Annotated in this window: 18 protein-coding genes; 16 read left to right on the top strand and 2 right to left on the bottom strand. The window is 38.3% G+C overall.

Annotated elements, in window-relative coordinates:
- Nucleotides 1–105: 105 nt before the first annotated feature.
- From galU to M3234_RS00850, 12 genes are all read left to right on the top strand, one after another.
- Nucleotides 106–981 carry a UTP--glucose-1-phosphate uridylyltransferase GalU gene (gene galU / locus M3234_RS00905; protein WP_262302874.1) on the top strand — a complete coding sequence of 292 codons (876 nt, stop codon included), beginning with the start codon at nucleotides 106–108 and terminating at the stop codon, nucleotides 979–981.
- Between the two features lie 162 nt (nucleotides 982–1,143).
- Entirely contained in the window at nucleotides 1,144–2,370 is a 1,227-nt protein-coding gene (locus tag M3234_RS00900; protein ID WP_262302873.1) for a glycosyltransferase family 4 protein, read from the top strand.
- Nucleotides 2,371–2,412: 42 nt separating this feature from the next.
- Nucleotides 2,413–3,876 (top strand): flippase, encoded by a 1,464-nt coding sequence (locus M3234_RS00895; RefSeq protein ID WP_262302872.1) that lies wholly within the window; start codon nucleotides 2,413–2,415, stop codon nucleotides 3,874–3,876.
- 46 nt (nucleotides 3,877–3,922) lie between these two features.
- Nucleotides 3,923–4,954, top strand: coding sequence for a GHMP family kinase ATP-binding protein (locus tag M3234_RS00890; protein ID WP_262302871.1), 1,032 nt, complete (start codon nucleotides 3,923–3,925; stop codon nucleotides 4,952–4,954).
- Between the two features lie 34 nt (nucleotides 4,955–4,988).
- Nucleotides 4,989–5,633, top strand: a complete 645-nt coding sequence (locus M3234_RS00885) for a D-sedoheptulose-7-phosphate isomerase (protein WP_262302870.1) — start codon at nucleotides 4,989–4,991, stop codon at nucleotides 5,631–5,633.
- A 30-nt stretch (nucleotides 5,634–5,663) separates the two neighbouring features.
- Nucleotides 5,664–6,932 carry a D-glycero-beta-D-manno-heptose 1,7-bisphosphate 7-phosphatase gene (gmhB, locus tag M3234_RS00880; protein WP_262302869.1) on the top strand — a complete coding sequence of 423 codons (1,269 nt, stop codon included), beginning with the start codon at nucleotides 5,664–5,666 and terminating at the stop codon, nucleotides 6,930–6,932.
- Nucleotides 6,933–7,106: 174 nt separating this feature from the next.
- Complete coding sequence (locus M3234_RS00875; RefSeq protein WP_262302868.1) at nucleotides 7,107–8,087, top strand: glycosyltransferase; 981 nt, start codon at nucleotides 7,107–7,109, stop codon at nucleotides 8,085–8,087.
- 38 nt (nucleotides 8,088–8,125) lie between these two features.
- Nucleotides 8,126–9,061: a glycosyltransferase family 2 protein gene (locus M3234_RS00870; protein WP_262302867.1), complete on the top strand. Its 936-nt coding sequence runs from the start codon at nucleotides 8,126–8,128 to the stop codon at nucleotides 9,059–9,061.
- Between the two features lie 285 nt (nucleotides 9,062–9,346).
- Nucleotides 9,347–15,022, top strand: a complete 5,676-nt coding sequence (locus M3234_RS00865; protein ID WP_262302866.1) for a PA14 domain-containing protein — start codon at nucleotides 9,347–9,349, stop codon at nucleotides 15,020–15,022.
- Between the two features lie 175 nt (nucleotides 15,023–15,197).
- The gene (locus M3234_RS00860) at nucleotides 15,198–17,726 is read left to right on the top strand and encodes a YfhO family protein (protein WP_262302865.1); all 2,529 of its coding nucleotides are present in this window, start codon (nucleotides 15,198–15,200) and stop codon (nucleotides 17,724–17,726) included.
- Between the two features lies 1 nt (nucleotide 17,727).
- Complete coding sequence (locus tag M3234_RS00855) at nucleotides 17,728–18,705, top strand: glycosyltransferase family 2 protein (protein ID WP_262302864.1); 978 nt, start codon at nucleotides 17,728–17,730, stop codon at nucleotides 18,703–18,705.
- 39 nt (nucleotides 18,706–18,744) lie between these two features.
- Nucleotides 18,745–19,140 carry a GtrA family protein gene (locus M3234_RS00850; RefSeq protein WP_262302863.1) on the top strand — a complete coding sequence of 132 codons (396 nt, stop codon included), beginning with the start codon at nucleotides 18,745–18,747 and terminating at the stop codon, nucleotides 19,138–19,140.
- A gap of 54 nt (nucleotides 19,141–19,194) precedes the next feature.
- Here the strand turns inward: M3234_RS00850 and M3234_RS00845 are convergent, their stop codons facing one another.
- Both M3234_RS00845 and M3234_RS00840 read right to left on the bottom strand, forming a co-directional pair.
- On the bottom strand, nucleotides 19,195–20,556 hold the full coding sequence (locus tag M3234_RS00845; protein ID WP_262302862.1) for a DUF6056 family protein: 1,362 nt from the start codon (nucleotides 20,554–20,556) through the stop codon (nucleotides 19,195–19,197).
- Nucleotides 20,557–20,717: 161 nt separating this feature from the next.
- Nucleotides 20,718–21,788, bottom strand: coding sequence for an LCP family glycopolymer transferase (locus tag M3234_RS00840; RefSeq protein ID WP_262302861.1), 1,071 nt, complete (start codon nucleotides 21,786–21,788; stop codon nucleotides 20,718–20,720).
- 311 nt (nucleotides 21,789–22,099) lie between these two features.
- On the opposite strand from M3234_RS00840, the gene M3234_RS00835 reads away from it, so the two are divergent.
- From M3234_RS00835 to M3234_RS00820, 4 genes are all read left to right on the top strand, one after another.
- Complete coding sequence (locus M3234_RS00835; RefSeq protein ID WP_262302860.1) at nucleotides 22,100–22,885, top strand: glycosyltransferase family 2 protein; 786 nt, start codon at nucleotides 22,100–22,102, stop codon at nucleotides 22,883–22,885.
- A 61-nt stretch (nucleotides 22,886–22,946) separates the two neighbouring features.
- Nucleotides 22,947–23,564 carry a YveK family protein gene (locus M3234_RS00830; RefSeq protein WP_262302859.1) on the top strand — a complete coding sequence of 206 codons (618 nt, stop codon included), beginning with the start codon at nucleotides 22,947–22,949 and terminating at the stop codon, nucleotides 23,562–23,564.
- A 60-nt stretch (nucleotides 23,565–23,624) separates the two neighbouring features.
- Nucleotides 23,625–24,860, top strand: a complete 1,236-nt coding sequence (locus M3234_RS00825; protein ID WP_262302858.1) for an O-antigen polymerase — start codon at nucleotides 23,625–23,627, stop codon at nucleotides 24,858–24,860.
- The gene (locus M3234_RS00820; RefSeq protein ID WP_262302857.1) at nucleotides 24,829–25,665 is read left to right on the top strand and encodes a glycosyltransferase; all 837 of its coding nucleotides are present in this window, start codon (nucleotides 24,829–24,831) and stop codon (nucleotides 25,663–25,665) included. The genes M3234_RS00825 and M3234_RS00820 overlap by 32 nt, the downstream gene beginning before the upstream one ends.
- Nucleotides 25,666–25,669 lie beyond the last annotated feature (4 nt).

Below are 25,669 nucleotides of genomic sequence, written 5' to 3'. Positions count from 1 at the left end.
AATAATTTTAGTAAAAACGTAATTCTATTCTCCGTTAGTATTAGAATCTATTAGCTGAAAAGCACCTTTTGCTAAGTTGATTATAGGAAGAAAGGATGAATAATCATGAAAAAAGTAAAAAAAGCCATCATTCCTGCAGCTGGCCTTGGGACCCGCTTCTTGCCTGCAACCAAAGCAATGCCGAAGGAAATGCTGCCCATCGTGGATAAACCGACGATTCAATATATAGTGGAAGAAGCGATCGAAGCGGGAATTGAAGATATTATCATTGTGACCGGTAAGGGTAAAAGGTCGATCGAAGACCATTTTGATTATGCCTATGAACTAGAACAAACCTTGCTTAACAAGGAAAAATTTGACCTTTTGGAAAAGGTTCAGGAGCCATCAAGAATGGCTGATATCCACTACATAAGACAAAAAGAACCAAAAGGGCTCGGTCATGCCGTTTGGTGTGCCCGGAATTTTATTGGGAATGAACCGTTTGCCGTCTTGCTCGGTGATGATATTGTTCAAGCGGAGACACCATGTTTGAAACAATTAATAAATGAATTCGATCGGACCCATTCCTCCGTCATAGGTGTTCAGCAGGTTCCGGAAGAGGAGACGAACCGCTATGGCATCATCGATCCAATTGAACAGCATGGCCGTTCTTATCAAGTTCGGAATTTTGTCGAAAAGCCAAAATCAGGAACAGCTCCATCGAATTTAGCTATTATCGGCCGTTATATTTTCACACCAGAAATATTTATGTTTTTAGAAAAGCAAGAAATTGGGGCGGGCGGAGAGATCCAACTAACCGATGCCATCCAGAAACTAAACCAAATTCAGCGTGTTTTTGCCTACGAATTTGAAGGGGAACGCTATGATGTGGGGGAAAAGCTCGGGTTTATCGAGACGACAATCAAATTCGCCCTTCAAAAGGAAGAATTAAGGGAAGATTTATTGGAATTTATCGCAAAACAGCTTGAAATAAATCGATAAGACAATATGAAGGGCTAAGCTATTCGATTCCAATCACATAGCTCAGCCTTTTTGTTTGGTAAAAAGGTGAAAGAAATATGTCGATTGTTGCTTATAAATCAAAGAAAGCATATAATATCAGTTGATTATGCCAATCGAATATTCGGCCACTGGAGGTTGAGAATGAAGAAAAATATGTTAGTTGTTTCGCCATATGCGCCTTATGATAAGGTCGGACATGCAGGTGGAAAAACACATAATTATTATTTGAAATACTTTCATAAATCTGACGAATTTAAGGTAAGACTGATTTCTTTTTATAATAAAATGGATGAAGGGAAAATCGATCTGGATGCCTATCAAATTGAGCATACACTCATCTATAAGAACCCTTCAGTGAAAGAAAAGCTGTTTCGCAGGCTAATCGATCTTGAATCTAAACATAATCCTTTTAATCGGTATGCTGATATTGTTTCCAATTACGAAGCGTTTCGGGTCATTTCCGTTATGAAACAAATGAAAGAAGACGGCTATTATCCAGATATTATTTTACTGGAGTGGACCCAAATGGTCGTGCTGGCTCCTAAAATAAGAAAGATTTATCCCGATGCCAAAATGGTTGCCAGTGAGCATGACGTTACGTTTTTGGGATATGAAAGAAAATATCAGTATGAAAAACATCCATTAAAGAAACAACTGCTAAAGTATAAATACAATAAGATGAAGAAACGCGAACTGGATGTCTTACATAATATTTGTGATCTTGTCGTTACCCACAATGTGAAGGATAGGCAATTGCTGGAGCAGCATGGGTTCGACGGGGAGAAGTTGCATGTCATCGTGCCATATTATATGGATATGACAGCCGTTCAACGAAAAGCTGCCACAAAAGACATCATCTTTTTCGGGGCTATGAGCAGGCCGGAGAACTATTTAAGCGCTATTTGGTTTATCGAAAATGTGCTGGACCAAATCGCTGATAAAGAAGCCCGTTTTGTCGTCATTGGCGGCAACCCTCATCCAAGCCTAGTAAAATATGCAAGTGAACGAGTGGAAATTGCGGGTTTTGTCGATGACGTGTCAACCTATTTTTCCAGCTGTCTCTGTGCGGCTGCACCACTTGTGTTGGGAGCGGGAATCAAGGTGAAAATACTCGAAACCTTGTCCGCGGGTGTTCCGACATTAACCAATGAAATTGGCATCGAGGGAATCCCTGCCCAAGATGGTTTACATTATTTACATTGTACCGAACCACAGGAGTACGCAAGAGCGATTAATAAAATCATTAATGGCGAAATTGACATCGACCAACTGACTGTAAATATGAAAGGCTTCATTAAAGAGCAATTTAACATGGAGAAGTCTGCGGCAGAGTTCCTCGAACGAGTAAGAAATCTGGCAGCCCAATGAACTTGTTTCCTGAAGGCTGGTCCTGACAGGGAATAAAATTTAATGATTAAGCACGGTGCGACAATGGCAAAAGAGAAATCCTTAAAGGTAAATTTTATCCTGAATTTTATAAGAGTATTGATGCTGATTATTTTTCCGCTGATTACTTTCCCGTATGCTTCAAGGGTGTTACTGCCGTCGGGGATTGGAAAGGTCAATTTTGCGATATCGGTAGTCAGCTATTTTTTATTATTTGCCTCATTGGGTATCAATACATATGGGATCAGAGAAGCGGCAAAGCTTCGGAATGATCGATCCCAACTTACGAAGTTAGTAAAAGAACTGTTTACCATTAATTTATTTTTTTCAATATTAGCCTATTTATTATTATTCCTGGCATTATGGCTGATTCCTCATTTTAGTGGCTATCGCATGTTATTGTTGATTTGCAGCATCCAGATCGTTGCTGCTGCAATTGGCGTCGAATGGCTGTATAGTGCTCTTGAGGAGTACACCTATATTACGATTAGAAGCATTGCCTTTCAAATTCTTTCATTAATATTACTGTTCACATTTGTAAAAGATTCTGGTGATTATGTAAACTATGCCATGATAACGATCATTGCTTCCAGCGGATCATATATATTAAACTTTATTAATTCACGAAAATATATCAATTGGTTTGAAAAGAGCAAACTGGATCTTAAAAAGCATATGAAACCAATCCTGGTTATATTTTCGTTAAATCTGTCAGTCAATATTTATACCAATCTGGACAGCGTCATGCTGGGATTTATCAAAGGCGATGTTGCTGTTGGTTTGTATACGGCTGCTGTAAAAATCATCAAGATTGTCGGCATGCTAATCACCTCGCTTGGAGCCGTATTGCTGCCGAGGCTGGCCTTTTACCTTAACGAGAACAGGGAATCAGAGTTTGATGAATTAATCAAAAAGTCGCTTAACTTTGTTCTGCTTCTCTCGATTCCGGCAGTGATCGGGTTATCCTTGTTAAGTCGGCCGATTATCCTCATATTCAGCGGCGAAGCCTACTTGCCGGCGCTAATTCCGATGCAGATTCTGGCTCCGATTATTTTATTGACAAGTATTAGTAATTTGACAGGAATGCAGATTCTTGTGCCGAGTAATCGCGAGCGGTTATTGGTAATCTCGGTTACTGCAAGCGCGATAACCAATTTCGTGTTGAATCTTTTCTTCATTCCCAAATATGGTGTCATCGGTGCGTCCATTGCAACGTTGGTTGCCGAGATTCTGGCCATGAGTCTGCAAATATACTTTTTACGCGAATATTTTAAGGGGAAGAAATTATTCGGTTATGTCTATCAATATCTCATCGCTGGCCTTTGTATGGCCGGAGTCGTATGGGGAGTCATCCAATTTGTTCAGGGAACGTTCTTGCAGGTACTTATTTCAGTAGCGGCCGGCGCGGTAACCTATGGACTCATTTGCTTATTATTTAAAAACCCATTATTGGTTGGTATATTTAAACGCTTTTCCAAAGCCCATTAAACATAATCTTTTTAGAAAAAAATCTAAAGAATAGGAGAAATTTGATATGATTATCCGTTCAAGAGCACCACTTCGTCTCGGACTTGCAGGGGGAGGCACCGATTTATCGCCATTTTGCGATGAATACGGCGGAGTAGTATTAAATGTAACGATTAACATGTTTGCTTATTGTACGATTGAAACGACAGATGGCGATACCATTACCTTTGAAGCGAAAGATATGCAGGTAACGGAATCAATCAATCATGATCAGGAGTTGGCACCTGGAGAAATTGACAGTCCGTTAAAGCTGCATCTTGGTGTGTATCGCAGAATCAGGAAGATGTATGGGGAGCTTCCATCGGCGTTTAAGATGACAACGTATAATGAAGCATCTGTCGGCAGCGGTTTGGGCGGTTCATCAACGATGGTAGTAGCTATATTAAAAGCTTATGTCGAATGGTTGAACCTGCCACTGGGTGAATATGATATTGCCCATTTGGCTTGGGAAATTGAGCGTAAAGACTTGGGTCTGGCTGGGGGAAAACAGGACCAATATGCCGCTACGTTCGGTGGATTTAATTTTATCGAGTTTGAGGCCAATGATAAGGTTATCGTCAATCCGCTTCGTATCAAAAACTGGATCCGTAATGAGCTCGAGGATTCATTGGTTCTTTTCTATACCGGAAAATCGAGAGAATCGGCCAACATTATTAATCAGCAAATTAAAGCTGTCCAGGATGATGATAAAAAGCTGCGGGCATTACTTGAGTTGAAGAATGTCGCCTATCAAATGAAAGAAGCGGTATTAGTCGGCGATTTTAAAAAATTTGGCGAAGCACTGAATCAGGGTTGGGCTGCCAAGAAGACTACAGCGGATGTTATCAGCAACCCGATGCTGGAGGAAATTTACGATGCGGTCATCGATGCAGGCGGAATCGCCGGAAAGCTTTCCGGTGCAGGCGGCGGCGGCTTCTTTATGTTCTATGTCAATCCTGCTAAAAGGCTCGATGTCATTAGAGCTTTGGAACGCTTTGAAGGAAAAATAGTCACGACACAATTTTTCAAAGATGGAACTCTGGGCTGGAAAATCCAATAGAAGTAAATCCTAAAGAAGAGCGGAGGAAAGACCGATGAAAGAATCGACGAGAATGTTTGTTACAAATTTAGTGGAACGTTATCCCGTTCTTGAAAGCTGTTCGGAAGCTGTTTCAGAAAGTATTCAACTGTTGATTGAAAGCTATAAAAACGGCAATAAACTTCTAACTTGCGGGAATGGCGGCAGTGCGGCTGATGCCATTCATATTGTTGGGGAATTAATGAAAGCCTTTGTGCTTCCGCGTAAATTAAGCGATGAAGAACAGGAAAAAATTAAGCAGGTAAGCCAACATTCAGACTATATTTGCAAAAATCTTCAAGGAGCCTTGCCTGCGATTTCTTTAGTCAGTGAAACATCCTTAATTACTGCCTATTCAAATGATATGGCTCCGGATTTGGCTTTTGCCCAACAGGTTTATGGGTATGGGCAGCCAGGAGATGTCCTGTTAGCTATTAGTACCTCAGGGAATTCCAGCAATGTCATTTATGCTTGTGAAGTAGCAAAAGCCAAGGGTGTTAAGGTCATTTCCTTAACTGGAGATACAGGTGGCAAGCTGAAGGCTCTTTCCGATGTGTTAATCAATGTTCCAGAAAAAGAAACCTATAAAATTCAGGAGCTACATTTGCCTGTTTACCATACGATCTGTTTGGCTTTGGAAAGTGAATTCTTTGGCGAGTAATGCCAATACATGAATATGAGGAATAAAAATATGAAAATCGTTATTATGGCAGGCGGTAAAGGAACAAGAATTGCATCGATCAATTCGGAAGTTCCGAAGCCAATGATTCCCATTTTGGATAAGCCCATACTGCAGTATCAAATCGAATCCCTTAAGCGCCAAGGCTATTTGGAAATCATTCTCGTGATTGGGCATTTGGGACATGTGATCAAGGATTATTTTGGCGACGGCTCCGGATTTGGCATTACAATAACATATGTAGAAGAAAATGAGCCTTTGGGCACAGCGGGTGCTTTGTACCTTTTAAAGGATCAATTAACAGAGGATTTCCTTTTAATAAATGGCGATATTATCTTCGATATCGATATTAAACGGTTTTTTAAGTACCATAAGGAAAAAGGCGGAGATGCCACGTTATTTACCCATCCCAATAGCCATCCATATGACAGTGGAGTTATTTTTGCCGACCAGAATGCAAAAATCACGAACTGGCTGCATAAGGAAGATGAACGGCTTTGGTATAAAAATCGAGTAAATGCCGGGCTTCATATGCTGTCTCCCCATGTACTTGAGTTATTTACCAATTTAAAAAAGGTGGACCTTGATCGGGAGGTCTTAAAGCCTCTGATAAAAACGGGAAACTTATTTGCCTATGACTCACCTGAATATGTAAAAGATATGGGCACTCCAGACCGATATTACGCAGTTACAAACGATATAGAGTCAGGCAAGGTTCAGGCAAAGAACCTTGCTAATAAACAGCGGGCGATTTTCTTGGATCGCGATGGCACGATTAACGTTTATAAGGGCTTTCTTACTAATATCGATGATTTTGAATTGATAGGCGGAGCCGCTGAGGCAATCAAGGTCATTAATGATAGCGGGTACCTAGCAATTGTGATCACCAATCAGCCAGTTATTGCCCGCGGTGAAGTGTCGCTGGAAGAACTGCAGGAAATCCATAATAAAATGGAAACTCTTCTTGGTGAACAAGGAGCGTATGTTGACGATCTTTTCTATTGCCCGCATCATCCTGATAAAGGATTTGAGGGGGAGCGAGTCGAATATAAAATCGTCTGTCAGTGCCGGAAGCCGAAGCCAGGCCTATTTTTCGAAGCGGCAGAAAAATACAATATCGACTTAAGCCAATCTTATATGATAGGCGATGCCGAGAATGATATTAAAGCCGGTAAAGCTGCTGGCTGCAAAACAGTATTGCTTCAAGACAGCCATAGCTTGGCAGCAGATATAACAGCAAAAAATATGCTAGAGGCAATTAATAAGGTGCTGCCTGAATGAAAACAGCCTTACTCCATTTTGGGGTAAGGCTTTTATCGTATAATCAAAAAAGAATATAGGAAACGTGTGCATTCATAACAGAATTAATATACAATGTTATGGGAAAAATAATCTTATTATGGCTCTTTCGAACAAGATTATTCTGTGTAAAGTGATTTAAATGGAGAAAAAATTATGAACCCTAAAATTAGTATTATCGTGCCGGTTTTTAACGTAGAAAATTTTATTGATGATTGTATAAAAAGTATTTTGGGCCAAAAGTTTAGCGATTTTGAACTTATTCTAGTGAATGACGGTTCGACTGACCACAGTGGGCATGTTTGTGATGAATATGCGAAGAAGGATAACCGAATTATCGTCATACACAAGGAAAACGGTGGTCAGTCGTCTGCGAGAAATAAAGGGATTGAAGCTGCCAAAGGAGACTACCTTGGATTTGTTGACAGCGATGATTGGATCGATCATGATATGTACAATGTCCTGTACACAAAAGCAATCGAGACAGATTCAGACATAGCGGCGTGCAATTTTATCCAGTATGACAGGAAAGCTGACAGTCACCTTTACAGCATGAATACATCCGACCAGTTATTTGATCGCAGTGCAGCTATGCATGAGCTTTATTTAAATGAAAGACTTTCCTTTAGTCCGTGTAATAAAATATATAAACGGCAACTATTAAATGGTATCTGGTTTAAAGAAGGATATATTCTCGAAGATATGGATTTTGCCTACCGAATCATGAACGAGGCAAAAAGAATTTTCTATACCGGACAGGCATTATATCATTATCGTTATAACGAAAAAAGCACCATGCGAAAAACCTTTTCCAAAAAGCGTTTGGACGAATATGAAGTGAGAAAGGATATGTATTTATTCTATCTTCAAAACTATCCTGAAATAGCGAATGAAGTGTATGCTGAATGGTTTTTAACTGGCTTGATGTTGTACATCAATATCGAGAAGTATTTTCAAAGTGAAAAGAATCGTTATCAATATTTAATTGACGTTGACCGCAAAAAATTGAGAGCATTATTATCTAAAGAAAGCTATAATCGTAAGAAAAAAATTCTGTTGGCTGCTGCGGTCATTTCGCCGAAAATCCTGGTAAGGTTTTATCGAATTTATTGGGATAAAATCAAGAAGGCATTATAATAGTAGGAATAACCTTACTTTGCTTTGGAGTTGAAAAGATGAATGCTTTTATTATTTTGAATTACAATACATGGGAATTGACCATTCGATGTGTAGAGTCCATTTTTGAAACCTGTAAACACGATTATACCATTTATATAGTGGATAATGGATCTTTAAATGATTCCTATCAAAATCTTAAACAACAATTCAAAGATCGGAAAAATGTAATTGTCATCCAATCGGAAAATTTGGGATATGCCAGGGGAAATAACATGGGGATCAGACAAGCGATCAAAGATGGACATGAATTCATTACGATCGCCAACAATGATGTCATTTTTTTAGAGGAAAGTGTCGACCGTATGTGTTCCTTTTTAGAAAAAAATCCAGATGTTGCGGTAGCAGCTCCTTACATTTTATCACCCGAAGGGGAATTGCAAAATTTACCGTCTTTAAAACCAATATCAACAAGCGACTATTTTTTGTATAATACAAAACTAAGCAATTTTGCCTCAGCAAAACGGAAAAGGCAGTATCATCTTGACTATTATTTAACTGGGGATTCCATTAAAGATGACCCTATCCCTGTTTACAAGTTTTCTGGCTGTTGCTTTATGGCAAGAGGGGAAATGCTCGAGAAAATTGGATGGTTTGATGAACATACATTTTTATACTACGAAGAAGATATCCTTAGTCATAAGATGTATAAAGCGGGGTATAAAGCTTATTATTTACCCGAAGCAAAAATCGTTCATCACCATGGACTAACAACGGGTAAAGACAACCTGTTTGTGGATACCGAAATGTTAAAGAGCGAGATGTATTTCTTATCAAAGATTTATCAGTTAAATGTATTCCTCTTATTTGTTATTTATATCGACCGTGCCTTAACCCCAATCTTGAAAAAGCTTAAAAGGAAGTATAATCTAACCTTTAAAGAGTATCTTGCGTTTTTTAGGAAAACCTGGTCACATTTTGTAAAATTAATTTAAAAATTGCGAAGTCTCCTTTTTATAAAAGGGGGCTTTTTTATTTATCTACATGGAAAAATATTTACATTTTGCTACTGAAACTATTGTGATATATTTTTTCAGGGATATAGTTTTATATCTAATTTAGAAAGATTTTATCCTTCTAATAGAATAAGTTTTTTGTCACATTTTGAAAGAAAAGATAAATTAGGGTCAAAAACTATCATAAAATATGGTATTATGCATTAAGATACAATTGTTTGTATCTATTAAGCTAGTGATCCAAAAGGGGGGTTGGTTTAAAAGTTGAATCATAACTTAATAAAATGTCTCGGTGCTGGGGTATTGACTTTTAATCTTACCATCGGAATGCCGACTAATTCAAAAGCGGAAGAAGCAGTCTTTAAACCGCCTGCCAGTAAAATTGTTCATTACAATTGGGGAACCGGCAGTCCGGGCAAAGGGATACCGGCAGACCGTTTTACGGCCATATTTGACCAGTCTGGCAATTATGCCGGGGGGGACTACTTCATTCAAACACTGGCTGATGATGGTGTGAAGGTGGAAGTGGATGGTCAATGGCCGATTGACCGTTGGAGTAATTCAGCCGGGAATATTGACCGGGCTCTTTGGTTAGGTGTAAAAGATGGAGCGCATACAGTCAAAACCCATTACTATGAGGAAGCTGGCGAAGCGGCTGTTTTTTCCGATGTGGTACCATTTGATTCATGGCTGGCTTATTATTATCCGAATACGTCTCTGTCGGGATTGCCAACTGCAGCGAAGGTCCTTGAGCCGGTTGGTGAGCTGAAAAAGCTTTATGAGGATAATGGACTAAGTGGTCCCGTCCCGGGATTTCAAGTCGATCAATTCTCCGCCCGCTACGTTACGGCCAAGCACATCCCGGCAGGTGAGTATATTTTGCGTGCCAAAGCGGATGATGGTGTTCGAGTCTATGTTGATGGGAAGTTGGTTTTGGACAGATGGAGTCCGGCGGCCTTCCAAGAGGATGCAACGAAGATTCAAATAGCGGACAGGAAAGATGCTAAACCGGGAGAAGAGGATGTCCACTGGATTCAGGTAGAATACTATGAAGGCGGCCATATTAGCAAACTGGAATTCTTCCTTGAGCCATTCCAAAAGGCAATCGACAATACGTGGGTGGCGGAATTTTATCCAAACATGACTCTTTCAGGGAATCCGGTAGTCGTCGGAGGAAATAATTCTCTAAACAAATTGCCGAATATTTCATTTGATTGGAAGTCTTCCTCGCCGCACACTTCACTGCCCGCGGACCGCTTTTCTGCCAGATTGACAAAAAGAGTGGACCTTGAAGAAGGACTCTATCAGTTTGAAGCAAGGGCAGATGATGGCGTTCGCGTTTTGGTAGACAACAAGGTTGTGATTGATTCCTGGAGGGAAGCAGGCGGAGATTTAAGGACTGGGAAGGCGCAGCTGGAAAAGGGAACTCATACGATTACAGTTGAGTACTACGAGAACACTGGCTTGGCTAGTCTATCCTTTGACTATCATCGGTTTACCACCATCCCAACTAAAGTCGGAAAAACTGTTCACTATAACTGGGGCAATGGAAGTCCTGGAAGCGGGTTGCCGGCGGATCGGTTTTTGGCTCTATTTGACCAGTCAGGAACCTATTCCAGCGGAGACTACTTCATACAAACACTAGCGGATGACGGTGTAAAAGTAGAAGTCGATGGAAAATGGTTAATCAATCGCTGGAGCAATTCCTCCGGGGATATTGACCGGGCCCTTTGGTTAGGTGTCAAAGATGGGGAGCACACTGTCAAAACTCATTACTATGAGGAAACTGGCGGAGCGGCTATCTTTTCCGATGTGGTCCCGTTTGATTCATGGCTGGCTTACTACTATCCAAATACCTCTTTGTCGGGAGTTCCAACAGCAGCGAAGGTCCTTGAACCGGTTGGTGAGCTGAAAAAGCTGTATCAGGATAATGGCCTAAATGGTCCGGTCCCAGGATTTAAAGCCGATGAATTCTCAGCCCGCTACGTTACTGCCAAGCACATCCCGGCAGGTGAGTATATCCTGCGTGCAAGAGCGGATGATGGTGTTCGAGTCTATGTAGATGGGAAGCTGGTTTTGGACAGATGGAGTCCAGCGGCCTTCCAAGAGGATGCAACTAAGATTCAGGTAGAGGACAGGAAAGATGCTAAACCGGGAGAAGAGGATGTCCACTGGATTCAGGTAGAATACTATGAAGGTGGTCATATTAGCAAACTGGAATTCTTCCTTGAGCCATTCCAAAAGGCATTCGACAATACCTGGGTTGCAGAATACTATCCGAATATGACACTTTCAGGGAACCCGGTAATTGTAGGAGGAAACCTTTCTGCCAATAAACTTTCCAATATTTCTTTTGATTGGAAATCATCTTCGCCTCATCCTTCACTCCCAGTGGACCGCTTTTCGGCAAGGTTCACAAAAAAGGTGGAGCTTGAAGCAGGAATGTACCATTTTGAAACAAGGGCGGACGATGGTGTTCGGGTTTTGGTGGATAATAAGGTTGTGATAGATTCCTGGAGAGAAGCAGGAGGAGACCTAAGGACTGGGAAGGCTACATTGGAAAAGGGTTCTCATACCATCACGGTTGAGTATTACGAGAACACGGGCTTGGCAAGTTTATCCTTTAATTATCAACCCTTTATCAGCATTCCGACCATAGCAGGGAAGGCCGTTCATTATAACTGGGGCAATGGAAGCCCGGGAAGCGGATTGCCGTCTGATCGCTTCACAGCTGTTTTTGATCAATCTGGAACGTATTCCAGCGGGGACTATTTCGTTCAAACACTGGCGGATGACGGCGTAAAAGTGGAAGTGGATGGTCAATGGCTCATTAATCGCTGGAGTAATTCTTCAGGGGATATTGATCGAGCCCTTTGGCTGGGTGTGAAAGAAGGCAAGCATACAGTAAAGACGCATTACTATGAGGACACAGGCGGTGCAGCCGTCTATTCTGATGTGGTTCCGTTTGACTCTTGGCTTGCTTACTACTATCCAAATACTACCTTATCGGGGGTGCCAACGGCTGCAAAGGTCCTCGAACCGGTTGGGGAATTGAAAAAGCTATCAGAGGATAATGGACTAGGTGGCCCGGTTCCTGGATTTCAGCCCGACCAATTTTCTGCTCGTTATGTGACCGCCAAACACATCCCAGCAGGCGAATACATCTTGCGTGCCAAAGCGGATGATGGCGTTCGTGTCTACGTAGATGGAAAATTGGTTTTGGACAGATGGGGTCCGGGAACCTTCCAGGAAGATGCGACGAAGATTCAAATCGCGGACAGGACAGATACCAAACCTGGTCAAGAAAATGTCCACTGGATTCAGGTAGAATACTATGAAGGTGGCCATATAAGCAATTTGGAATTCTTCCTCGAACCATTTGAAAAGGTGATCGACAATACCTGGGTTGGAGAATTTTATTCAAATATGACCCTTTCAGGAAACCCAATCGTTATTGGTGGAGCTAATTCTGCTGCCAATATCTCAAAAATTGATTTTAATTGGGGAAGCGGTTCTCCCGATAAGTCTATACCATCAGACCGATTCTCAGGGAAATTCACCAAAAAAGTTCAGCTCGAAGCGGGCACATATTTATTTAAGGTTAAATCGGATGATGGTGTTAAGGTGTTCGTGGACAATGAATTAATACTTGATAATTGGCAAAATAAAGATGTAAAAGAAATGAAAAAAGTGGCTAAGTATTTGTCTAGCGGCCAACATACCCTGGTAATAGAATATATGGAAAATACAGGGGATGCTTTCTTATCCTTTGATTATCAAAAGATTAGCTCTGTTCAGGCCTTTTATTCTTCTGCCAATCAGATTAATTACAACTGGGGTGCAGCAGGCCCTGTTGGATTTTTAACCGATAAATTTGAAGCATATTTTGATCAATCACAATATCTAAATAGCGGGGACTATTTCATCCAAACCTTGGCCGATGATGGCGTAAAGGTAGAGGTCGATGGAAATACGGTAATTGATAGATGGTCAGACTCTTCGGGTGCTTTAGATCAGGCTCTTCTTCTGAATCTGCCATCCGGAAATCACGAAGTCATCACCAGGTATTATGAAAATACAGGGGAAGCATTTATTAATTCAAATATCTTACCTTTGGATTCATGGGTTGCTTACTATTACCCAAATACAACGTTAACCGGGACGCCAGCAGGTGCAAAAGTCATTTCTCCTGTAGGGCAATATAAAGCACTGTCTGAATCAAATGGTGAGGGAAGCCCTATACCTGGAATTGTCCCTTCGGATAATTTTTCCGCCAAATATCGTACTGCCAAAAGACTTCCTGCAGGGGATTATTTATTGCGTGCCAAAGCGGATGATGGCATAAAGGTATTTGTTGACGGAAATCTTGTTTTTGATCGATGGACACTTGGTGATTATCAGGAAGATGCAATCAAAATATCAATTCAGGACAGGAACGTTTCGAATCCAGATGAAAAGAATATTCACTGGATAGAGGTTCAATATTATGATAGTTACCATAATAGTGCGCTGGAAGTTTTCCTTCAGCCATTAAATGAAGCCATGAATACCGATCAATGGATTGGATATTTATATCCTAATAAAACCTTTTCTGGGAATCCGTTGATATTAGGCGGGAATGGGGCGCAAACCCCAATTCAAAATATTAATTATTATTGGGGCAATAATCAGCCACACCGATTAATTCCGGCAGATGGTTTTACAGCGAGATTTGTAAAAAAGGCATACTTCAATACAGGCGTATACCAAATCAAAACTCGTTCTGATGACGGGATTAGGGTAAAAGTTGATGGGCAGGTAAAAATCGATGCATGGGTCGATGGTCTCAATGATAAGGAAACAAGGGTAACACTTGGTGCCGGCTACCATGAAATCGAAGTTGAGTATTATGAAAATACTGGTGCTGCCGAATTAAAAGTGGATATCCTGAATCTAACTGCTAATAATGCTAAGTTAGTATCTTCATTTAACCTGCCGGTTTATCGAAGTTTTGATGAATTAGCCGATTATACAAAGCATCTAACCTTCTATAACAGCAGCTATGTCAGATATTTTGAGTTAGGTTACGGTGACCTCGTGTATTTATTAGAGGAAAACCGCTATGCGGCAAAAATTGTCACGCCGGATGGCAGAGAAGGCTGGGTCCATAAAGACTACTTAGAAAATAATCTAATGGATGATTTCTGGTTAGTTAAGGACGGCAGAACGCTAAGGAGTCAGGCCTCTAATTCGAGCGCTAATATAGGTTTTGTTGCTGCTAAAGCTAAAGTCCGCGTCTTGGAACGTGTTACAACCCCTGGGTCCGCTTATTCGGATTGGTATTATATTGAGACGGAAGCAGGTCAAAGAGGTTGGATTTGGGGAGCTATTACGACTGCTGAAGGAAATAAGGGGTATAACTTAATTAAATATGAATTTGATAAAGTAGGTACAGTTACGAACCAAGTAACGATTTTTACTCCTCTTAATACGAAGGCGAATGTAACAGCCGATCAAATCAATAGATTTATAGATTATAAGACGCAGGGCAAAAAGTCAGTTATGACAGGTATGGGATATGCCTATTTAATCGCCCAAGAGCAAAGCGGCCTAAATGCTGTCTATTTATTGGCCCATTCTGGTCTTGAAACTGGCTGGGGCACTTCAACAATTGTGCAGTCCAAATATAATTTTTATGGTATTGGTGCCATTGATTCAAAGCCTGCAGAAGGAGCATATGATTATACCACTCCTGAGGGCGGAATCATTGCGGGAGCTTCATGGATTCGAAAGAATTATGTTATCCGTGATGGGGATACCGATACAGTCTTGCCTTTTTATCAACCAACAATTGATAACATGCGGTTCGATAATAGTTGGCATCAGTATGCATCTGATGAAGCATGGGCATCCAAGATTGGTTACTTTGCCCAAGAGTTTTATAATTTTATCAATAAATAAACATAATGCCCCATTCTTAACGGATGGGGCATTAATCGTCTTTTGACTATTTAGGAAAGACTTTTTATAATAAAATAGGTCATGTATTGCTACATTTTTCGACATTGACGGAAAGGATGCTCAAAATTACATTTAAATAAAATATTTTATGGCTCATAAAGGAGAACTTTGTCAGATGAAAAGGATTTATCCACTGTTGTTGTTTTTTTCACCAATTGCAATAGTACTTATTGCATTTTTTTTATTGAAGATTATCCCATTTGGCCCTAATACGATATGGTACATAGACCTTCCATATCAGATCAACTTGTTTTACACGCACCTTTACGATGTATTCCATGGGCAGGGGAGTATCATCTATGCTTGGAATTATGGGATGGGGACTAATTTTTGGCCAACCTTTTGTTATTACCTGTCAAGTCCATTATCTATTTTGATTGTTTTTTTTCCACGGGATTTTATACCCCAGGGTGTTATTTTCATTTATTTGCTTAAATTAGGTTTGGCTTCACTAACCATAAGTTTTATGTTGAAAAGAGTTTATGGATTGGGAGGAACGGTAAATTTCAGTTTTTCTCTTTGTTATTCATTGGTGTCTTTTGCTATTACCTATTATTTTCTTCCGATGTGGCTGGATAGTATCTACTTATTGCCGCTGTTAATTTTCTCAGTTCATCAAATTTTAAGGAACAATCGGTATAAATTATTTTTATTTACATTAACGATCCTTTTCATTTCGAATTTCTATATCTCATATGCCACAGGAATTTTTATATTTCTATATTTTGTCCTACACATTTATTTAGGGACTTTTTCAAAAGGAGAAATCGTAAAGAAATTCACTTTGTTCTTTTCGAGCGTTTTTTTGGCTGTTTGCTTCTCGATGTTTATTTTATTGCCAACCTATCTTCAAATAAAAAATAACAATTATGGCGGTACTGATCACAATCTCGGAGGCTTTAGTTTCAACCCGATTGATATCTATCAAAAGTTTTTTATTGGAACAACTGAAGTCCAAAATTTAAGCTTGTATGCCGGACTTATTGTCATTCTTTTAGTTCCACTTTATTTTTTAAATAGTAAGTATTCATTAAAGGAAAGAATGGCTCATTTAGTGCTGCTAAGCTTTTTGCTCATAAGCATAGCAAGCAATTTATTGAATTTTATCTGGCACCTTTTTGAAATTCCTAATGGCGCTTTCTATCGTTTTGCATTTTTGATTTCATTTTATGTGATAGTCTTATCAGTAAAATCGTTCATTGCAATAGACAGAAAAATGCTGCCTCATTTAGTGAAAATATATGGTTTTAATGTACTCTTTATCTGTTTTTTAAATAAAATTTTAGATCCTAACTTTTTTACAGTAACCGAAATGTATGTTAATATCTTCATTTTGACAGCCGTTTTTATTATCTTGGTTATCAAAATGACAAATGTCCAATTCAAATATAATAGTTTGGTCAATATTTTATTGCTTTGTGTTATCGCTGTCGATTTATTAAGTAATTCATTTTTGATTTTTCGCAATTACACTGTCGCATCAGCTCCAGATCAGTGGGATGAGGCGCACAATCCCGCATATGAACATGTAATCAATCATATTGCGGAAACGGATAAGGAACTTTATAGAGTTAATTCAGAGTTGATTTCAACGGAAAATGAATCTTTAAGATATCGTTATAATGGCATGAACATATATTCCTCAACCGGGAATGGAAGACTAAATGATTTTTTAAGTTCACTAGGCTATACCGCCCATACCAGAGCGGTTAATATGAGAAGTGGAATCTTTGTCTCTGATGTAATGTTTGGATTCCGCTATAAAATAAGTCTTAATCCAAAAGATGAACGAATCTATACAAAGGTATTTGAGGAGGGGAAAGTTAAAGCCTATCGAAATAATTATAGTTTGCCTTTAGGATTTATGGTAAACGAGGAACAATTCACATCATTGGGCAATCAACTAAATTGGATGGAAAAACAAAATTCCTTAATAGGCAGTTATAATGGGCATTCTTCCTATTACTCAAAATATTCTGCTGAACTGGTTGATGCGAATAATCTGAGTTTCGATCCGAAAACAAAGATTTTTACTAAGATAAACCCAAAGAATCAGGCTTTTATCGAATATAAGCTAAATATAAAAGATTTAATGCAAATTTATTTACAGTTAAATGATGAAGACTATAAAAACTTTGGGCAATTATACTCTGTATCTTTAGAAGGAAAGAAATTGGAATCGGCAAAAATGGATTTTTTAAATTTCGTCGACCTTGGTACATTTGAAAAGCAGGAAATAACAGTCAGGTTTGAGTTTTCCGACGATACTCAATCCGTAACTCAACCTGAATTTTATACATTAAATTATACTTTATTGGGAAAACGTATTGAAGAAATAAACCAAAGCACTTTTCAGATTGCTGATTTTACCAATACGAAGATTACCGGAAATATTGAAGTAAAAGATAATAAAGTATTATTTTTATCGATTCCATATGATGACAATTGGAAAATAAAAGTTGATGGGAAGCAAGTCGATAGTGTAAAACTTGGTGAGTTTTTAGGTGTCCCGCTTTCTAAAGGCAGCCACGAGCTGGAATTGACCTATTCACCAACTGTGTTTTATTTATCATTGATTTTTTCTGCAGGAATGCTGGTTTGCTATTTAGTCTGGACAAAGATTTTTAAAAAAGAAGGTGTATAATTTGAAATTAATTTCCATTGTTGTCCCTTGCTACAATGAAGAAAAATCAGTTGAATTATTTTACGCTACGGTTAAACCTGTGCTTGAGGGTATTGGATACATTGACTATGAATTTATTTATGTAAATGATGGCAGCAAGGATTTAACAGAAGAGAAAATGAGGGAGCTGAGCAATAGAGAATATAATGTAAGGTATATTAGCTTCAGCAGGAATTTCGGTAAAGAGGCAGCAATGCTGGCAGGGATTGAGGCTGCACGCGGCGATGCAGTTGTATTGATGGATGTGGACCTGCAAGATCCTCCCGAATTATTGCCTCAAATGGTAGAGGACTGGGAAATCGGCGGCTATGATGTTGTTTACACAAGAAGGTCTACCCGGAGTGGAGAGCCTCCTTTAAGAAGTTGGTTTGCGAAACAATTCTATAAGCTAATTAATGTGATGAGCGATGTCCACATTGTAGATGGCGCTAGGGATTATCGTTTAATGGATAGAAAAGCCGTGGATAGCTTTCTTCGGTTAAACGAACGGAATCGTTTTGCTAAAGGGTTATTCATGTGGGTTGGTTATAAGTCAAAGTGTATTGAATTTGAAAATGTCGAACGAGCAGTTGGGAGTACGAGCTGGAGTTTTTGGAAGCTGGTTCATTACGCCATTGATGGAATAGTGTCCTTTACCATTTCCCCATTGCGCTGGGCTACTTATTTTGGTTTGTTCACTGCGACATCTGCCTTTGTTTATATGTTTTATGTCATTTTTTCAAAGTTGTTATTTGGCAACCCTGTAAGCGGATATGCATCGATCGTCTCAATTATGTTGTTTTTTGGGGGAATCCAGCTCATCTTTCTTGGGATAATTGGGGAGTACATCGGAAGAATTTTTATCGAAGTAAAAGCGAGGCCGAATTATATCATTAAAGAACACTCTCTGAATCCGGCTCAAAGCAAGGAGAAAGCAAGAAAAGTATTGGTGAAAAGATAGACCAATTCCAACGAAAAGGAATCCATTAACGGTGTCAGTATGAAGAATAAAAAAGAAGTTATCAGTTATCTCGTTTTTGGGGTATTAACGACTCTTGTTAATATTGTCAGTTACTTCATTCTAGTGAAATTCATGGGAATAGATTATAAATGGGCTACCACCATTGCATGGGTGCTATCCGTCCTTTTTGCTTTTATTACAAACAAACTGTATGTTTTTAATAGCAGAAGAATGGGGGTTGCAATTCTTGCAAAGGAGTTTGTTTCTTTTGTATTTTTCCGTCTGTTATCTTATTTTATCGATATCGGCATGATGATTTTGCTGGTGGAATGGCTTAAGGTGGATGATGTATTTGCTAAGGTGGCCGCTAACGTGGTCGTGATTGTAATGAACTTTTTTGCTAGTAAACTTTTTGTTTTTAAAACCGAGAATTAAGGCGGAAAAAAACTGACTCAAGGAGTGAAACACACCACTCGGGTCAGTTTTTTTTTACAGGAATGGATTAAATCCGTTTTGGAGCCATTTATATAACATTTGCGAAAGGTTAATGATTGGAAAGCATGCTAAAAGGAATACATAAAACCAGCTTTGGATTAAATTATTTTCTAAAATTTTTCCTGTTATTAACAGAACCAAAATGGTGGAACCGACAGTTAAAACGCGATTTCCAGACCCATAAATCGTAGGAGAAAAGAACATGACCATAAGCGTGGCAGTAAAGGCAAGCAAGCTAATAAGGATAAATAATTTGTATTGGGAATTTTTTATCGTCAGATAGCCCAGCATCAAGCTGAATGCTGTCCAAAATGCATAGGGAAAAACGGCTGACACAAACGAGGCATTCCCAGTAAAAATCGCTAATAAATTGGCGCTAAAGTCAAAGCTTTTAATAGCCTTAAAGTTATATAGCAGTTCCTTGCCAATTTCAGAAATGTTGACCAATACTATAAGCATAAAGAAAATCGCAAAAACTTTAAGTATCCGATTATTCCTAAACTGTTTGGATTGGAAATAGGGAATCAGTGTAATGACAGAAAGCAACATCACGAGATATTTCATATCGTAAAACACTTTTTCAAATGCCCAGACGGTACCTAAATAAAGATGGTCTTTAAGTGATAAATCTTCAAATTCCGGAAACCAGTATGCCACCTCTTGAATCCATCTCTCCTTGTTTCCTGGAGCAAGAAGCATTAAGCTAGTCCCTATAACCATACAAATCGTCATAATAATTAATTTCTTATTCTGTTTTTGATGCCGCCAATATAATGCAAAATGGCTTAAAATCGCAAAGCAGGAAATACAAAGAGAGACTTGTTCATTTCCGATTGAAGCTAAAAATCCAATGATAAGAAACAAACTGAATAGGAAATTATTATTCAACGATTCAGATTCATCCCTAAAAACTTTATCGGCATATGGAATCATCGCCAGCATCCCAAAGGCAATCGGCCACAAGTAATTTATGGAGCCTGTAATCCAGAATATACCGGAGCTTAATACATTTTGCGCAAAGAATCCAATCAACATCAAAGCGACTAATACTTCCAGAAAGGAGAAATTCCTTTTCCAAATTCGGACTATGGCTATAGCCAAAAAAATCAATAGCAAAGGGTTAATGATTCGCCATAACCATACTCTTTCGCCTAATATAAAATAAACCATGGCATCCGAAAAAATCCTTGAAGACCATTCCATATATCGGGTGTACAACCATTGGGTGATCGTCATATCATTAGAAACCTTTGAAAAAATAATGTCATCCCCTTGATACTTTGTGACGACCAGGTGGTATAAATAAACAAAAAAATATAAAAGTGGGAAGGCCCAGATTCTTTTAAGTGAAATCATTTATGTCCCCTCTCTGTTCTCAAAATACAATTTAAACTTTTGCTGCGATAATATGTTATTATACTAAAAAAAACGTTTTTTAAAATATATCATTTGAGAAATGGTCTCCTTCATAAAGAATGCCTTTACCAAATTTTAAACTGGTAAAGGCAATGAATAAATTATTTTTGATCACTTTCGATAAACTGATCAGTTTCTACTTTTTTGGTTGTATTTTTATTATTACTGCTATCATTCTTATTTTGGGCACCTAAATTATACTTTTCAACAGGTTGAGATGGCAAACCCAATTGTTCCCGTAATTGGTCTGAAAGCTGTTGTCTTGTTTCGTCGCTGACAAAGAAAAACCAGCCAGTATTGGTCAACATGCCGTCGCCGGGGATTTCAATTCTTTCAATTGTATCTGCTGCAGGCTTATAGTCTTTTTGAATTCCAATAATATCTTCCAAGGTGAGATTTGTTTTAATGTTATTTTCAAGAGCACCAAGAATATTATCGTAATTAGTTAACGTCTTAATTGATTTTCCTTGTTCGATGATTTTCGAAATAACCTCGCGTTGTCTTTCCTGACGGCCAGCATCACCTTTTGGGTCAGCTTTTCTCATACGGGCGTACTGTAATGCTTTTTCACCGTTTAAATGCTGTGGGCCCTTTTTCAGATATACTCCGTCCAATTCAAAAGCAATTTGGTTATCTACATCAATACCGCCAACTGCATCGACAATATCTTTAAACCCTTCCATGTTTACCTGAACATAGTAGTCAATTGGTATATTCAGAAAATGTTCAACCGTTTCGATACTCATTTCGATCCCACCAAAAGCATAGGCGTGATTGATTTTGTCAATCTTAGTCTTTGTTGGTTTGTCTGGGTAGATTAGTTTTGTCCGGGTATCACGAGCGATACTTAGTATCTTAGTAGTTTTGTTTTCAGGGTTTACCGTTAACACTAACATGGAGTCGGTGCGCCCGCCGTCACCTTCCCGTTCATCGACACCAACCATTAAGATGGAAATTGGGTCTTTTTGCTCAAATTCAACCTTCGCTTCCCTTTTTTTGGAGACCTCTCTGTGAATCGGTTTATTCATTTTGTTGACTGCACTTGCTACATTTGTATAGACATTATAAAAATAAAGGCCGCCGCCGATAAGTAAGAAAAAGACAATGACCAAAGAGAGACGAAGCCATATTTTCTTTTTCTTCTTTTTATTTCCTAATCTAGTATTTTGCATATATAAATTCCCTTCTATAAGGATTATTTTAATACATGACCATAACCCCAATTATAATATCCGATGTTTCATTGTTCAACTGGAAATCAAAAAAATCCACCATAAAAGTACAAAATCTGACAATATGATGTTATAATTTATTTTTGGTATGGGAATGACTCCTCATTTATATTGTCAGCTCCTTATCAAGGTAATGAATGATTCGATATATTTTGCAAAAAATACATACAAAGAGAAGACGTAAAACGGAAAAAAGTTGTTACACTTAAGGAGAAATTCCTATCACTAGTTAAATGAAAGAGTGTGGATCAATGGCTGAAGCAAAAGTTGCAATTAGTATTGTGACCTATAATAGCAAGCATATATTTGAGGTGCTAAACAACCTAAAAAAAGAATTTGGCCGGGACAGCCAATTTCGTTTCCTGATTTTTGACAATCATTCGACTCCTGAATATCGTGAACGGTTAAAGGAATATGCGGATTTTGTAGAAATCACCTTTTACCATGAAAACAATGGTTTTGGGTTTGGACATAATTATAATCTGTTAAAATGCTCCGAAGAGTTTTTCCTGATTTTCAATCCGGATATTATTTTGGTAAAAGCGGACCTGATAAAAATGCTGGAGGATATGGAAAGCGATCCAAGCATCTCCATGCTAGTACCAAAGGTTTTAAACTCGGATGGAACTCAACAGCATTTAATGCGCAATAGGGTTTCTGTATTTGATTATTTTTTACGTTTTGTTCCATTTGGATTTGTCAAAAAAATGTTTTCCAAAAGACTCGCATCATATGAACTAAGAGATATACCAAATGACAGATATGTCGATATCAGGATTGGTTCAGGCTGCTTTATGCTGGTGCGGGGGGAAGACTTTAAAGAAGTCAATGGTTTTGATGACCGCTATTTTATGTATTTTGAGGATTATGACTTATGTTTGGAACTAAGAAAGCGGAATAAACGAATTGTCTATACGCCTTTTTCCGATGTCGTCCATTATTATGAACGAGGTGCACATAAAAACTCGAAGCTTTTTAAAATTTTCATCGAATCCATGTTCAAGTATTTTAATAAATGGGGATGGAGGTTTTTTTAGAGAAAGAGAATATTGCGATGGCTTAAGTTATGAATGATACTATTTCACTTGGAGGTACATAATGGAAGGGACAACTTATATCGCTGATTTACTTAAAGTTTTAAAAAAATATCTTTGGTTGATTATACTTCTTGGATTAATAGGGGGTGTTTCTGGAAGGATGCTGACTAGTGAAGCCCAGCCTCCAACATATGAAGCTTCTTCACTGGTGTTGATTAAACCGTTAATGAATGAAACGAATACGATTATTAATCAGACAGATGAGACGGTTCGTTTCTTGAATACTGCCCAAACCCTTATTAATACTAATGCTATACTTGGTCCTGTAAAGAAAGAGTTGAAACTAAAAGACAATGTTAAGACCTTGGCTGGTAAAGTAAGGGTATCCAATGAAAACGGCTCCCATCTCATAAAAATAACTGTTAGCGATAATAATCCCGATAAAGCAACAAGAATCGCAAATGGAGTTGCGGACGTTTTTAAACGGGAAATTGGAAGTTTTTTAGACGTTGAAAAAGTAAACATAGTAGTAAAAGCGCAAAAAGGACAAGAGAATGAATTTACCAATGTTCCACGAACCAATGCTAATACCGTAATGGGAACTATTATCGGATTAATTCTCGGCGTTTTTCTTTCACTTGTTTTATTCTATTTTTTAAAACCATCAAATAAAGCTTAGAAGCATGCCATATTCTCGGCAGTACTAAATTCAAAGGTTGGAAAGGGGGCACACTGAGGTTTGATTAATCCTTATTTTATTTATATACTATCCTTCCTTGCTGTATTGATCGCTTACCTATTTAGATGGTCAAACCTGTTTCCGGATTTAGGGTTACCGTTAATCCTATTTTTAGGAAGTTCAATGGCAGTGGCCTTTTTTCTGGGAAGAATTTTCGTTAAACAGAAAATCATTTCCTTTAATAATATTAAGTACAAGAAAAACTTGGAACTTGTAACTTACGGAGTATTAACAGGGTATTTATTGGAATTTTTATATCATAGAAATTTCCCTTTATTAGCCATGTTCACAAATACTCAGCTTAGTTATACTGAGTTTGGAATACCTACTTTTCATGTTTTATTAGTTACGTTTAATTCGTTTTTTTCGCTTTATTTATTTCAAATTGTCCTCTCCGAGTCGGAGCGGAGAAAAATATCTTTAGTTCTATTTATCCTTACTTTAGTCCCGTCAATCTTAATATTAAATAGAGGGATGCTGCTCATTATCTTAATGAGCTGTGTATTCATTTATTTGATTAAATATCAATCTAAAATTACGTTTAACAAAATTGCCGGATTGACGGTTTTGATGGTCATCGGTCTATATCTGTTTGGTGTTTTGGGAAATATGAGGGTTAACAATTCTTATCAAACGAATACGTCCCTGTTTGATAATAGCCTTTTCTTGCAAATAGGCGGGGCAACTAATGAATTTAAAGACTCTGTCATCCCGAAGGAGTTTTTCTGGGGCTATATCTATTTGGCATCCCCGCTTGCCAATCTTCAGGAGACCATTAACAATTTTACCTTTGAGGAAGATGTGAACTTTTACGATACTTTTGTTTTCACTATAACCCAGACTTTGCCGGATTTTATTAGTAAAAGGGTAGTACCTTTATATAATATGGTTATTCCCGCTGGCTATCAAATAACTCCAGAGTTAAACGTATCGACAGCCTTTGCGCAGCCTTTTGTTTTGCTGGGCTGGGTGGGAATCACATTTTATACGATATTCGCTTTCGTATTCGCCTTATTTTATATCTTGCTTTTGAAAAAGCTGAATAGTGATTATATGATTATTGGAATTGCGATTATGAATTCCATATTTGTTTTTACCACCTTTAGCAATATGTTTTCCTTTACAGGATTAAGCTTTCAGTTAGTTTATCCTTTGTTGTTCACGCTGTTTAGTGAAAAAAAATTCATTCCAAAGGCTGTTAGTGATGAAGATAACCTTAGTAATAGTGGTGTATAAAACCTTAATAGATCAATCTACTACAATTCGTTCCCTGTTAAATGCTATGAACGAAGACAGTGCTAGTTTTAAAAATATTTCTATTGTTATTTATGATAATAGCCCCGAAAAACAAGTTATTGATTTAGCCGACTTCAAAGGAATTGAAGTAATCTATCAACATGACTCCAGAAATCTAGGAATAGCAGCAGCCTATAACTTTGCTTGGTCACAAGCGAAAGAAAATGGAAGCGGGTGGCTTCTTCTTTTGGACCATGATACAAATTTAACTGGAAATTTTATCGAGCAAGCTTTAGATTTGCCTGAATTACCAAAGGACATTGTGGCGGTAGTGCCTGAAATTCATAGTGCAAATACAATGATTTCACCCGTCTTCAGTCATTCATTACGTCCACTTCAGATGGAAAGGCCAAAACCGGGGGTTCAAGAGCAACCGGTTATGGCTATTAATTCTGGGACGCTTCTAAGGATCGAATTTTTAAACGAGATTGGCGGTTTTAATGAGGAATTCCCTCTAGATTATCTAGACCATTGGCTATTTTATGAAATCTATGCAAAGGGAAAGAAAGTTTTCCTTATGGATACAACGCTTGAGCATGATTTATCCGTGATGGATTACAGCAAGGTTTCATTAAACCGTTATAAAAGCATTATTAATTCCGAAGTAAAGTTTTATAAAAATTATAAAAAGGATTTGTTTCCAGCCTACAAAAAACAGCTAATGAAAAGATTCTTAAAGCAGGCTTTAATCGTGAAAAATAAACATATTGCCATGTACACGCTTCGTAAGCTGTTTTCAATTTAAAGGA

This window comes from Neobacillus niacini, assembly GCF_023715785.1.
Taxonomy (GTDB): Bacteria; Bacillota; Bacilli; order Bacillales; family Cytobacillaceae; genus Neobacillus; species Neobacillus niacini_E.
Note: the sequence above shows the minus strand (reverse complement) of the source record. Positions and strands in the feature narration are given on the sequence as shown.

Bases quoted from the DNA above. Each gene is read 5' to 3' on its own strand.
- M3234_RS00895 (WP_262302872.1), top strand. From the start codon at position 2,413: ATGATTAAGCACGGTGCGACAATGGCAAAAGAGAAATCCTTAAAGGTA.
- M3234_RS00860 (WP_262302865.1), top strand. From the start codon at position 15,198: ATGAAAAGGATTTATCCACTGTTGTTGTTTTTTTCACCAATTGCAATA.
- M3234_RS00875 (WP_262302868.1), top strand. From the start codon at position 7,107: ATGAACCCTAAAATTAGTATTATCGTGCCGGTTTTTAACGTAGAAAAT.
- M3234_RS00840 (WP_262302861.1), bottom strand. From the start codon at position 21,788: ATGCAAAATACTAGATTAGGAAATAAAAAGAAGAAAAAGAAAATATGG.
- M3234_RS00870 (WP_262302867.1), top strand. From the start codon at position 8,126: ATGAATGCTTTTATTATTTTGAATTACAATACATGGGAATTGACCATT.
- M3234_RS00845 (WP_262302862.1), bottom strand. From the start codon at position 20,556: ATGATTTCACTTAAAAGAATCTGGGCCTTCCCACTTTTATATTTTTTT.
- M3234_RS00850 (WP_262302863.1), top strand. From the start codon at position 18,745: ATGAAGAATAAAAAAGAAGTTATCAGTTATCTCGTTTTTGGGGTATTA.
- M3234_RS00830 (WP_262302859.1), top strand. From the start codon at position 22,947: ATGGAAGGGACAACTTATATCGCTGATTTACTTAAAGTTTTAAAAAAA.
- M3234_RS00885 (WP_262302870.1), top strand. From the start codon at position 4,989: ATGAAAGAATCGACGAGAATGTTTGTTACAAATTTAGTGGAACGTTAT.
- galU (WP_262302874.1), top strand. From the start codon at position 106: ATGAAAAAAGTAAAAAAAGCCATCATTCCTGCAGCTGGCCTTGGGACC.
- M3234_RS00835 (WP_262302860.1), top strand. From the start codon at position 22,100: ATGGCTGAAGCAAAAGTTGCAATTAGTATTGTGACCTATAATAGCAAG.
- M3234_RS00820 (WP_262302857.1), top strand. From the start codon at position 24,829: ATGAAGATAACCTTAGTAATAGTGGTGTATAAAACCTTAATAGATCAA.
- M3234_RS00900 (WP_262302873.1), top strand. From the start codon at position 1,144: ATGAAGAAAAATATGTTAGTTGTTTCGCCATATGCGCCTTATGATAAG.
- gmhB (WP_262302869.1), top strand. From the start codon at position 5,664: ATGAAAATCGTTATTATGGCAGGCGGTAAAGGAACAAGAATTGCATCG.
- M3234_RS00890 (WP_262302871.1), top strand. From the start codon at position 3,923: ATGATTATCCGTTCAAGAGCACCACTTCGTCTCGGACTTGCAGGGGGA.